Source organism: Magnetococcales bacterium (assembly GCA_015228935.1).
Lineage (GTDB): Bacteria > Pseudomonadota > Magnetococcia > Magnetococcales > DC0425bin3 > HA3dbin3.
This window is the reverse complement of record JADGCO010000113.1, coordinates 1-12,045: the sequence shown is the minus strand read 5'-3', so window position 1 is coordinate 12,045 and position 12,045 is coordinate 1. Positions and strand designations below refer to the sequence as shown.

10 protein-coding genes are annotated in these 12,045 nt (G+C 53.8%); 1 reads left to right on the top strand and 9 read right to left on the bottom strand.

Annotated features, from left to right (window positions below):
* From HQL65_18125 to HQL65_18110, 4 genes are all read right to left on the bottom strand, one after another.
* A partial coding sequence (locus HQL65_18125; GenBank protein MBF0138154.1) for a DUF3416 domain-containing protein occupies nt 1-811 on the bottom strand: 811 nt, incomplete at its 3' end.
* A gap of 77 nt (nt 812-888) precedes the next feature.
* Nucleotides 889-2,100 (bottom strand): glycogen synthase, encoded by a 1,212-nt coding sequence (gene glgA, locus HQL65_18120; protein MBF0138153.1) that lies wholly within the window; start codon nt 2,098-2,100, stop codon nt 889-891.
* Between the two features lie 72 nt (nt 2,101-2,172).
* A complete protein-coding gene (locus HQL65_18115) occupies nt 2,173-3,129 on the bottom strand; it encodes an FHA domain-containing protein (protein ID MBF0138152.1) in 957 nt (318 codons plus the stop codon).
* The gene (locus tag HQL65_18110; protein MBF0138151.1) at nt 3,117-4,448 is read right to left on the bottom strand and encodes a trypsin-like peptidase domain-containing protein; all 1,332 of its coding nucleotides are present in this window, start codon (nt 4,446-4,448) and stop codon (nt 3,117-3,119) included. Before HQL65_18110 ends, HQL65_18115 begins: the two co-directional genes overlap by 13 nt.
* A 422-nt stretch (nt 4,449-4,870) precedes the next feature.
* Here HQL65_18110 and HQL65_18105 point away from each other — a divergent pair, with 422 nt between their 5' ends.
* Complete coding sequence (locus HQL65_18105; GenBank protein ID MBF0138150.1) at nt 4,871-5,842, top strand: hypothetical protein; 972 nt, start codon at nt 4,871-4,873, stop codon at nt 5,840-5,842.
* Nucleotides 5,843-5,862: 20 nt separating this feature from the next.
* Here HQL65_18105 and HQL65_18100 read toward each other — a convergent pair whose 3' ends face one another.
* The 5 genes from HQL65_18100 to HQL65_18080 all read right to left on the bottom strand — a co-directional run.
* Entirely contained in the window at nt 5,863-8,013 is a 2,151-nt protein-coding gene (locus HQL65_18100; GenBank protein MBF0138149.1) for a response regulator, read from the bottom strand.
* The gene (locus HQL65_18095; protein ID MBF0138148.1) at nt 8,000-8,422 is read right to left on the bottom strand and encodes a hydrogenase maturation protease; all 423 of its coding nucleotides are present in this window, start codon (nt 8,420-8,422) and stop codon (nt 8,000-8,002) included. The genes HQL65_18100 and HQL65_18095 overlap by 14 nt, the downstream gene beginning before the upstream one ends.
* 10 nt (nt 8,423-8,432) lie before the next feature.
* On the bottom strand, nt 8,433-9,959 hold the full coding sequence (locus tag HQL65_18090) for a nickel-dependent hydrogenase large subunit (protein MBF0138147.1): 1,527 nt from the start codon (nt 9,957-9,959) through the stop codon (nt 8,433-8,435).
* A 52-nt stretch (nt 9,960-10,011) separates the two neighbouring features.
* Complete coding sequence (locus HQL65_18085) at nt 10,012-10,950, bottom strand: NADH:ubiquinone oxidoreductase (GenBank protein ID MBF0138146.1); 939 nt, start codon at nt 10,948-10,950, stop codon at nt 10,012-10,014.
* A 517-nt stretch (nt 10,951-11,467) separates the two neighbouring features.
* A partial coding sequence (locus HQL65_18080; protein ID MBF0138145.1) for an N-acetylmuramoyl-L-alanine amidase occupies nt 11,468-12,045 on the bottom strand: 578 nt, incomplete at its 5' end.

The following is a 12,045-nucleotide window of genomic DNA, read 5'->3' as shown; positions in this document are numbered from 1 at the left end:
CGATGGCGTAGGGGCAGCCGGGTTCGGACGGACCACAGGTCAGGGAGTTGTTGGCACCTTTGCGACCCGTGACCCCGATGGGATGGATGGGAGGCAGATAGACCACATCAAAGCCCATTTTTTTGATTTCCGGCAAACGGGCCATACACTCCCGGAACGTGGCACTCCGCCCCTCCACCCGCCCCTGGGAACGGGGAAAAAATTCATACCAGGCGGCATAACGGGCTTTTTCCCGATCCACCATGATTTCCAAAGCAGGTTCCAACACGGTGCTGTCATCGCGTGGCGCATTGCGGGAGACCAGAGTCACCAGATCGGTTTCGGAAAATATGTTGACCTTGCTCTCCAGATTTTCGGCCTGATCCAGGCGTGAAAAAACATAGTTCAGGTAGACCCGCTCACCCTCCCTGGTCACCAGACCCGACATGCGTTGCAAAAATGCCCGCCCTTCGACCAGATCACTGGATATGTTTTCGTTGGCGCGGAACTTTTTGGTCAGGTCATCAAGCCAGGATTGGTAAATATCGGTAAAAGCCTCGATGGTGAATTCATACAGGGCATTTTTGGCCAATACCACGCTCCCCGCCCAGAGGCTGAGGCCGGGATTGATGGGTTTCATGGGGGATTCCGACCAGGAGTGGTTGCCGTACTTTTCCCGCAACTTCAAGAGAACCCTGGTGGAATTATGTCCATCGCGAAAAACGGTGGCCGTAATGCGCAGCCGGTCACCCACTTCGCGTTTGATGGGATATTTGCCGCCATCGACGGTTGGTTGCACGTTTTCGATGGTAAATGGATGGTTGGCGTCCATGGTGATGTTTTTCATTGTCGGTACAGGGCCTGATGGCCCTTTTCTCCCCTTCCTGGTCGTGAATTGATGCTGATCGTCTATCTGGACTGGACCAGTCTGGTATAAAGCGCATGCACTTCACGGGCGATGCTGGCCCAACTGAAACGCTCTTCAACCCGTTTCCGGCTGTTTTCGCCCATCTCCTTGCGGAGTTGGTCATTGTTCAAGATTTGATTGATATTGTCGGCCAACTGTTTGGAAAACTGCTCCGGATTGACGGGTTCAAACGGGCTTTGTTTGTATTGGTCAAATTCCACGAGAAAACCGGTCTTGCCGTGTTGAATGATCTCCACGATACCACCGACGGCACTGCCCACCACGGGCGTCTTGCAAGCCATGGCTTCCAGGTTGATGATCCCGAACGGTTCATAAATGGACGGACAACAGAATACCGCCGCATGAGAATAGAGCTGGATGATTTTTTTCTTGGGCACCATCTGGGGGATCCAGATGATATTATCCCGATTTTGTTGTGCCTTTTGCACCCCTTGTTCCATTTCGGCCCGGATTTCCGGGGTATCCGGCTCCCCGGCACACAGCACGATCTGGACATTCGGATTGACATGCTTGATGGCATTGACCAGATGGATGATCCCTTTCTGGCGGGTAATGCGACCCACAAAGAGGACATAGGGAACACTCGGATTGATGCCGAATTCAACCAGGGCATCCGTGGCCGGCGTGAATTGATACTCCTGAATGTCGATGCCATTGTAAATGACATGGATCCGGTCGGGGTTGACATTGAAGAGGCGGGTGACATCCTCTTTCATCCCCTTGGAAACAGCGATGATGGCATCCGCCGATTCCATGGCGGTCTTTTCCACCCAGACGGAGAGATCATATCCGAGACCAAGCTGTTCCCGTTTCCAGGGGCGCGACGGTTCCAGGGAGTGGGTGGTCAGGACCAGGGGAATGCCATAGGCCTTCTGGGCAAAAATGCCCCCCAGGTGTGAATACCAGGTGTGGCAGTGAACCAACTGGGCATCGATGGGTTCGGCATTGAACTGAATGCAATTGGAAAATGAGCTGAATGGGGATTTTAACTTTTTGTCACAGTTGGCAAAAAATTTCGGATCGACATCCATGCCCCGTACTGTCAAATTGCCATTTTTGGAATTCTGGTTGCCGAAGCAACGCACCTCGACCTCCATCAATTTGGCCAGTTCCTGGGAAAGATACTCCACATGGACACCGGCACCACCGTAGACGTTGGGAGGATATTCTCTGGTCAAAAAAAGGGCTTTCATGCAGGGTCTCCTGGCTGGGACGGGCAATGCCCGCGGGGGAACACCTGATTGTGGGAGAATGGTCCCCGTCGATCAAGGAAATTCCTTGTGCAACCGCAGACGCATCTCTCTGGCCCGGGCCATGAAATCCGGTGGATCCTCCCCCCGGGTCACGATCAACATGGCCGGTTTGAAACGATCATGGATCTGAAAATCGTGATTTTTCTGTTCCTGTAGATAGTCAAACACCGGCACAATCAACAGTCTGCCGAGAACAATATAAAGAGCCGTGTCAAAACGAATCTTGTGACCTGTTCTCCAGATCAGGCTGGACATATGGTAATATACCCAACCCAGGAGCAGGGCCTCCAGGGTGGCAATGGCCCAATTTTCACCGCGCCAGTTGAAGGACAAGAACAGAATCCCGACAATCTCTTCCATTCCCCTGTATACCAGGGCTGCCAGACAAAACAGGGCGACAAACGCTGATAAATTGGTTGATCCGGAAAAAATGCGACTCAGAAAAATACTGCAAAATCCCCAGGCAAAGGTGATGGTCAGCAGATTGACCAATCCGGAGACGATCTCGTTCCAACCTTCACTGGTCAATTGTCGGGTATCCAACAGCACCCCTTGACCAACCAGCATGGTGACCAGCAACACTGTGGCAACTTCCGGTCGTCGGATCCATCGCGCCAGACCACCCGGGCGAAATGTCTGTTCCGGGTTGACGGGCACATCGGCACCACATATGCGCAGGAGAATACGGCCAATGCGCAAGACGGTATCCGGTGGCAATCTTTCTTCTTCCAGCAGGAAACGTTTGCTGGCAGGCAAAATGACACCGTTCCTGGAACCCAGATTGCGCACGGTTGTACCGGTGGCTTCCAGGGCGATGATCTCCAGGTGGGCCGGTGCGACACAGGGATCATCCAGCAAAATATCCATGTCGTAACCGCGGCCAATACGGCAGGGCAGGGTCGTCAAGCGTTCCCGGGAGGTCACTTCCCCGTTACGCCCCAAAAATTCGACATAACCTAATGTTGCCACGCGATGCTTCCCATGAACCCTTCGACCAGTCGCATGGCAGGGTCCCAATTGAATCCGCCCAGTCTCAACCTGGAATGGAGTGCCGTTGCCGAATCGTCCAGGGTTGCCAGGTGAACTTCCACGTCAAACAATTCCGGATGATTGCGAAGGCGTCGCGAACAAATGGCGGCTTTTGCCCGAGTTCCCTTGAGTTTGACGATACTTTCTTCGCAAAGATAGGGGGTGAACAGATCCTTTTCCCTGGTTGAAAGGGATGGACCATAATGATTTTGTTGCAGACTGGAAAACTGCATGGCATTCAGCCCCCGATTGCGCAGCAGAAGATGTTTCAGATCAACGCTGCCGGCCTGCTGGTTTTCTCCCACAAACACATCCCCATTCAGGTAACAAAAATGATTTTCCAGACTGTAACGGTTTAATTTTTTTTCTTCATGGCTTGCCGTGCATTTGAACAATTTTTTCTTGAAAGAGGTTGCCTGGTAACCGGCAAAGTGCATGGGCGGATCCAGATTGTCGAGGAGGTTGCGCTCCAATTCCAGGTTGTATTGGTGGAGTTGAGTGGCAACCTCTTTTTTGAAATCCTTGTTGGACTGCAAGGGGGTTTTGTTGTGGCGTTCCAGCAGGGCCACGCCAAAACTCGCCGGGACCAAAAAACTGACCGATTGCCCCCGCCGACTCATGGCAACATTGATCCCGAAGACCTCCCCGGCACTGTTGACTGCCGGTCCCCCGCTCATGCCCGGATTCAAGGGGGCGGTAAAATGATAGTGGGGAACATGAAAGCTTTCCGATAAATCGTTAAAAATGCCTTCGATGATGGTGATTCCCTGTTGCAGGGGGTGACCCAGCGAATAGCCGACATCCCCCTTGCGCATGGGTACCGAACTGAAAATAACCGGTTCACCTTTTATTTCAGCCAATTGCACCAGGGCCAGATCATGGACCACATCGACGGCCTGAATGGTCAACGCCCCCTCGGAGCCATCCGTCAGGCGAAACGAAAGACGATACACATCCGGTTTCCAAACCGCTTCGCTGACCACATGAAAATTGGTCAAGGCAAGACCGGTACGACTGACCAGGAAACCGGTACCGGTCGCAAAGGCGGCGCTCTCATGGATCGGTTTGACCTCAACGAGCAAAACCTGATCGTGCAACTTGTTGTAGATGGTTTGTGCGGTGGCGGGAAGCTTGTCGGGGATGACACTTGCCATGCCATTCGGTCCGTTGACACCTTTCGGCTCGGCCACGCCAACCTGATCAGTCTCAGCACCTGGTCCGGCCAAAACATCACTGACTGCCAGCGATAGAGCAAACACCAGGAGCATGCCTGTCAGCCACTTGGCACGGAGTCTTTTCAAACAAGTCAGGGTTGTGTCAACCAAGCAACACCGTTTCTTTAATTCCATTCCATGGCCAAAGTCGCAACGTCTCATGACAAGGAGTGGCAGATTTCATCCATCAGAGTATCTCGTCATTATGAGAAAAAAATTCCACCCAATCAAGGATATTTCTGCATTGTACACACGCATGTCGCAGAGTATTCATGTCAGGTTACCTGTCTAACATACGAATAAAGAAGACAGATTTTTTTGTAAGCAAATATTGTATTTTTTCAGTAATTTCTTTTAGAATGTTGAAAAAATCCCCGTTGCAGGGCGTTTTATTTTGTTATATCATCCAAAAATTTTCAATTTTTGACTGTTTATTTGGTTAAACTCCATCTTTAAATGAGATGAAAATGCAAACAGACAACGAACAAGAAATAGCACATTTTGGTTCAGCGACTCATGCTGCCACTTTTGGCAACACAAGAATATATGCATCATTAAGTAAAAATCCTTGGGATTTGAAATGTAATGCCATTGTCATGCCCGCAGGTTATGATGGAAGCTATGTTGGCAGCTTTGCAAGGTCATTTTTGGCTACACTTGAGCGTCATGAAAGAAATAAAGTTACAAATCATATTGATGAAGAAAAAAATAATTTTGGAATTTCAAAACCAATAGTGATTAATTTCGATTATAATAATATACAATACATTATATTTGCCACAGCACAAGACACTATCAGAAGATTTCAATATGATGTTTGCACAAAAAGCATCTTAAATATAGCCAATAAATATGAAATCAGCAGCATCTTACTTCCGCTTATCGGATCTGGGGATGCAGGAAAGGATCCTTTTGAAACAGCAAATGAATTCATAAATAATTTAAAAAATCAATTAAATGCCGATATTCCACATCTGAAGTCAATTATTATTAATACAATGTCACAACAAGTTCATGAATATATCATAAATTATCTATTAAAATTAACTGAACATCCAAATAATTTAGATAGCAAAACAAATCGAAAAAGCTCTTTAGATATAGCAAAAGAAGCTGTTGCACCCGCATATTTTTTACCTGAATTGGAAAAAATTTTTATTATTGCAGATCATCTTGCTCCAACTCGAACATCTAATCACTTTAATGTTTCTTCAAAATTGATGCTGTTTTCTTTTTTAAAATTTGCTGAAATTTATGGTGAGTCTTCACCTATTAGTAAGATATTTTCAGTAATTTATAAATATATTAATAAAACAAATCCATCTTTGGATATGGATAATAGATACTTCTCTTCAAGCGTGGAATTTAATGGAACCGAATTGAAAAAGGCTCCTCGCTGTTTCACGTGGGTAGAGCGAAATCCAGCCGGCTACCAATGAGGTAGGGCACGGTTGATCCACTAGGACGCTTTCCGACGCCTGCGATCAGGACCTCTGGCTCGGAACGCATCCTGTTGTGGCGGATCATTATGGATGGGGCATTCGGGCAGAATCAATACTTTCGATGTGGAAATCCTGGCCAGAAAGTCGCTGTCCATACGTCTCAGCAGTTCGGATGGCACCACCACCAGCCCCTGGAACCCGGACTGGATCCGTGCCAGGATCTGCTCCCGAAGGCAAAGGATCACCTTTCCGGTGCTGATGGTCTCTGGTACCGGCGTGGCCGTGGGCAGTTCCGGGTCGTATAACAGCAGGCAGGGGGTAGATCCCAAAACCTTCTGTCCCGTGCGTCGGTTGCGGGTCAGGATGCGCGCCCAGTTCATGAGTCCCCCTTCGTCCACGGGCTTGGACAGAACCAAATCCCCCCCTTCCACTTCTTTACCCGGCAAGGCCGTGAGGACAATAATGGGAATGCGACACACCTTGGCGTCAGCCCGCAGGTGAAGAATGGCGCTGCGACCGTCCATCACCGGCATGGCCAGATCCATGGTGATCAGGTCGGGACGATGATGGCGCGCCTGTTCCAGAGCTTCCTGGCCATTGGAGGCGGTGACCACGGCAAAGCCGTTCTCCTGGAAGAACTGACTCAGATAGGACGCCACCCCCGGCTCGTCATCCACCACCAGTACCAAGGGTTGTCCATCACTGTACGTTTCCAATTCCGTACCTGGAACGCCGCTCGTTTCCTCTGCGGGGGTGAAAGGAAGTACCTGTTTCGTTTCAGTCACCGGCAGGGTCAGCGAAAACGTGCTGCCAACTCCTGGCTGGGAGGTGGCCCAGATGCGCCCCCCGTAATGGGTGACGATCTCCCGGGAAATGGAGAGTCCGAGACCGGTTCCCGACGGTTTATCCTTGAGAGTATCGCTTTGGTGGGCCTGCTGGAATTTGTCAAAGATGATCTCCGCTTCCTCCGGAGCGAAGCCCTGACCGGTGTCGATGATATCGACCCGCACCCACCCCACCTGTTCCTGGGTCAACGCAATGCGTACCTCTCCCCGCTCTGTGAACTTGGCAGCGTTGTTGAGCAGATTGACCAGTACCTGGACCAGGCGGTCCTGGTCGGCGGTCACGTTCCACGGGGAGGTGTCCACCTCCAGCCGCAGCATCACCTGGGGTTTGTCGGCAAACTGACCGCGTACCGCGTTGACAGCCTGCCGGATGGCCTGATGGAGGGGAAAAGTGGTATCATTCCAGAGTGTACGCCCCGATTCAATCTTGGCCAGATCCAGGACATTGTTGATCAGGCGCGTGAGACGCTCCGACTCCACCTGAATGATCCCCAGGTTTTCCAGGATGCGCAATCCTTTGGTCTTCCGCTTGGGATCACTTTCCCCGCTGCTGAAAGAGCGTTCAAAATCCCGGCGGATCAGTTGGGCAAAGCCGCGTATGGAGGTGAGAGGGGTGCGCAGTTCGTGGGAGACCGAGGAGAGAAATTCGGATTTGAGCTGGTCCAGCTTTTTGAGATCCTGATTGGCCTTCTCCAGTTCGGCATTGGCCTGGGCAAGGCGTTCCCCGGACTCCCTGATCTGGGTGATATCCATGGCCACCCCCAAATACCCCACCACGCTCTGTTGCGTATCCTGGATCTTGGTGATGGAGAGGCTGACCGGCAGACAGTGGCCATCGGCGTGACGATAACTCCACTCCCGGATACCGGTCCCACCCATCTCTGCAAAACGGGCAAAGAGTTCGATACCTTCAGGCGGTAAAGCCCCGGGGAGTGTCACTTCGAGGGCACGGGCAGCCATCTCCTCCGGGAGGTGAAAATCCATCGGCGTGCGGTGGCCGACCATCTCAAGGGCAGAATATCCCAATATCCGCTCTGCACCTTTGTTGAAGAGGGTGATGGTCCCGTTCAAGTCGGTGGCGATTATGGAAATCTGGGAGGCAGCATCCAAAACGGCCTGAAGTTGACCACTGATGGACCGAAACTGGTTGAGTACGACATCAGTCTTGACGAACTGTTCCACCACCAGTTGGGCGGTGATTTCGGCGGCCTGATGGGCCACGCGGATCTCTCTGCGCAGACAGGCATTTTCCTCCTTCAGGCGGGAGACCGGATCGACAGTCTCTTCATAAATGCACCCGGTGGTATTTTCATAAGGGTTCATGGCACACCATTTTCAGGCAAGTCAGAGCCACCACCTCCACCAGGGTGGGCGTGGGAGGACCGCAGGCCCCAACAACGTGGCACACGGGATGGGGGGGAGGAGAGACCTTGGGCAACATGGCCAACAGAAACGGCAACCCCGCCCCATGACCGAAGGTGGTGGCACTGGCCGCCACCATGGCCCCATCCAGGCATTGCACCCCTTCTCCCACATCTGCCGTCATGGCATCGGCAAACAGCACGCGCTGGCGGAATTCCAGCAGGGGCAGGAGATCGATGCCGCGCAGTCCCCCGTCCAGGATGGCCACACCCGGTGGGAGGGGGTGACGGGCCAACCAGTCGTAAACCAGACACCCCAGCGCGTCGGATTCCAGGAGGCGATTGCCCACACCGATGATGAGGGTATCCATGACCCCTGCCTCATGCAAGCAGGCGCATGGGCCTACCCCCAACCACATGAATCGCGCAGACCAGACAGGGATCGAAGGAGCGGATCACCATTCCGGCCAGTACCGGATCCGCCGCATCTGCCACGGGCACACCGATCAGGGCCTCTTCCCATGGTCCCCGGACACCCTGATTGTCGCGGGGGGAGCCATTCCACGTCGTGGGGGCGATGATCTGATAGTGGGCAATGCGCCCCTCTTTCACGCGCACCCAGTGCCCCAGGGCACCACGAGCGGCCTGAAGGAGTCCGACCCCCTCTCCATCCTGGATGGTCGGGAGAGGAAGATAGACCGGTTCCCCGTGGTGACGCACCAGTTCTTCAAGCCAGCTTCGCAGCGGGGCAAAGGCGTGAATCGGACGGGTGATACGCGCCAATTGCCGAGCCAGGGCATTGGGACCAGACGACCAGACCAGTTCCCGGAACAAGGGATCGTTTGCCACCAACCGTTCGGCCAGGGGGCCGGTTTCAGCAGGCAGGCCATCATAGCGGGGAGCCTTGCACCAGGAGTATTTTTCTCCCTCTTCGCCGCTGGGCATGGGGTTGGTATCTCCTTTGAAGGGGTGTCGTCCCAAGGGATGGTCGGCATACCAGGCACATTTGGTGTGTTCTTCGACCTTCGTCGGATCGAAAGGGTGAACGCATCCGGTCTCGGCGACGCCGGCAGCCACAGCCAACCCATGACTTCCCCGAACCGAACTGCCATCAGGAATCTCCAGGGAGCCGAAGGAGAGAAAGCGACCATGTCCGACGCCCAATCGATCCAGCCCCAGATCCCGGCTGGCTGTTACGAGGAATCCCGTGTCGCTGTCGGCATGATTTCGGTCTTCATCCAGCCAGGTCTGGAGTGCGGCGGCGGAGTCGATTGCCAACCATCGCTCCACCGAACACCCCAGGACTCTGGCTTCGTACCAGCGCTGGAAGGTATCAAGCAGGTGGATGGCCATACGCAGATTGGCCTTGGGGGGGGCATAGACCACGCCGCCGGGAACCATGAAAGAGGTGTGTGGCCATTGCCCACCCATGATGGCGATGATCTCCAGCAGCCCTCTGGTTTCCCGCACGGCCTCCACGCAACGCTCCCCGCGCAGAGAAAGGTAGCGTTGGGTGGCCAGGGCATGCCATGGAAAACGGGCATGGCTGACATGGGGCAGATCCACCATGTACATGAGCAGGGATTGACGCACATCGCTCTGGATGGTCTCTGCCAGGAGTGCGGCATTGCGCAATCGCACGGCGTTGGCAGGGGGAGCCACCCCTGTCACCTGATCCAGGGCCTTGGCAGCCGCCGTAAGGTGGGTGATGGAACAGATGCCGCAGATGCGCGGGGTGATCACGAGGCCATCCATGGCTCCGCGTCCGACCAGAATGCGTTCAAACCCCCGGAACAAGGTGCCGGAGCTGCGTGCATCGGTCACCACGCCATCGGTCAGGGTCACCTGGATCTCAAGGTCTCCTTCCACCCGGTTGAGGGAGATGTTGCTGGTCACTTGTTTGCCCATGGGAAAGCCTTTTCTTCTCGTGTCTCTGACCGGACGCAAAACCGTTACGACATCATATCTTGGTTACCCGGTGTTTGAGCCGTTCTGGCGCGGCGGCAGCAGCCATGGTCTTGTAGACCAGGTAGTGGGGGCGGTCGATTCCCATGGGCAGCGCCACCGGGACACCTTCGATGTTCTGGGTCTCGAAAAAGGGGTAGGAGGGTGGAAAGTGGGGACTGGTACAACCGAAGCAGGGGATCCCAACCCGGGTCTTGGATGACTGACCATTCCACAGGAGTTTGTTGCACGGTCCACCCACCAGAGGACCATGACACCCACGGTGGAAAAAGAGACATCCACTCTGAGCAAACTCCACCTCCTCGACGCGGTACTCGTGATATTCATTGCGGGTGCAACCCTGATGGACCAGCATGCCGTACCAATCCAGGGGACGATGGAACTCATCCAATTCCAGTGGATCGCCCCGCACGAGGGTGGTCAGGGTTCCGGCCAGAACATCCGGATGACAGGGGCATCCTGCCAGATTGATCACCGGCAGTCCGGCCTCGGAGCGAAAATCAGCTCCCAGAAGTCCCCCGGCTTCGATTCTGCGGTATTGGAGTCCCACCGTCTGGACGTAGGCATCCACGCCAATGCCACCAAAACTGGCGCAGGTTCCGAGGGCAATGACATAACGGGCACGACGTGCCAGGGCGGCGATGAGATCTTTTTTGGGTCGACCGCGGAGGGTGTCATACATACCGGTACTGGTGGGGCCGCGCACCACAGCTCCTTCCACCACCAGGATATCCAGAGGGGTTTCTCCCTGGCGCAGGCGTTCGTCCTGCTCCTGGCGTTGGGAAGGTGCAAGGGTGGAAAGGGAGGGGTGCCACAGCAGGCGAATCCGCAGCAGTTCGAGCAATTCATGAATCGGGGGGAAGGCGAGGTTGAGAAAAGACATGGTGTCTCCTCCGCACCCTCCACTTTGCATCCAATAAAGAGAAAACGTCATGCCCATTCTCCAAGCGCAAGCCGCGCCATCCATTCCCAAGGGAATCTTCATGGCATTCAATCGTCGCAACGCACCATGGCCCGCAACATACTCTATATTTTATTTTTTCAGATTATTCAGTCATAGTCCAGGGTTTTTTTTGCAAAAAATCCCGGACACTCTCCGCAGCAATCGCAAAACCATCCGAATGATAACGCCATCGTCGTCCTACGGAAAGGTCCGATGAATCGCCCAGGTGCCCATCGAGACCGTGCGTAACCACCTGTGACTGTTGTATGATCGGTTATAATAATCTGAGCGGGATGGAATGGAAAAATCGTGCAGGGAAGCTCTTCCGGCAGGAGGGATATGGATCAGGATCCTGCGCATCGTTGTTCTGGCAACGTCATCAGGATCCGTACTCCTGCCGGTTCGAGGATCTCGTCGGTGACCTTTCCACCGTCACGGCTATTCCGATTGCCGTCCAGAGGAAAGGGATTGGATGAAAGGAGAACCAAGCCGCATGTACGGCGACCGTTCAGACCCGATGCGAGTTTTGAAAGTAGCGCCGGGTACCGCTTAGCAAGGCATCGGCCACGGTCTCCTGGAAATTGGTGTTGCGCATGAGTTCCTCTTCCTTGGGATTGCTGAGGAAGGCCATCTCCACGAGTACGGAGGGAACATCGGGCGCTTTCAGGACCGCAAAACCGGCTTGTTTGACGCTTTTATAGTGAAGTTTCATACGACCGACGCTTTGGAGGCTGCCGAGAAGATTTTGTCCCAGCAACAGGGCACGATTCAGGGAGTCGCGTTGGGCAAGATCCATGAGCATTTCGGCCACTTCCGGCTCGACATCCTCCTGAAGGTTGACACCACCGATCAGGTCGGCGCTGTTTTCCCGTTTGACCAGGGCCTTGATGGCCCGATCCGGGGTGGACATGCCCCGTTCCGACAGACAATAAACCGATGCCCCACGCGCAGAGGGAATACGGAAAGCATCGGCATGCAGGCTCATGAACAGGTCGGGACTGAACCGTCGGGCTGTGGAAACCCGTTTGTTGAGACTGACAAAATAGTCTCCGGTACGGGTCAGATGGGCACGAAAGCCGGGGGTTC

Bases quoted from the DNA above. Each gene is read 5' to 3' on its own strand.
- HQL65_18090 (MBF0138147.1), bottom strand. From the start codon at position 9,959: ATGGGCAAACAAGTGACCAGCAACATCTCCCTCAACCGGGTGGAAGGA.
- HQL65_18095 (MBF0138148.1), bottom strand. From the start codon at position 8,422: ATGGATACCCTCATCATCGGTGTGGGCAATCGCCTCCTGGAATCCGAC.
- glgA (MBF0138153.1), bottom strand. From the start codon at position 2,100: ATGAAAGCCCTTTTTTTGACCAGAGAATATCCTCCCAACGTCTACGGT.
- HQL65_18085 (MBF0138146.1), bottom strand. From the start codon at position 10,950: ATGACGTTTTCTCTTTATTGGATGCAAAGTGGAGGGTGCGGAGGAGAC.
- HQL65_18100 (MBF0138149.1), bottom strand. From the start codon at position 8,013: ATGAACCCTTATGAAAATACCACCGGGTGCATTTATGAAGAGACTGTC.
- HQL65_18105 (MBF0138150.1), top strand. From the start codon at position 4,871: ATGCAAACAGACAACGAACAAGAAATAGCACATTTTGGTTCAGCGACT.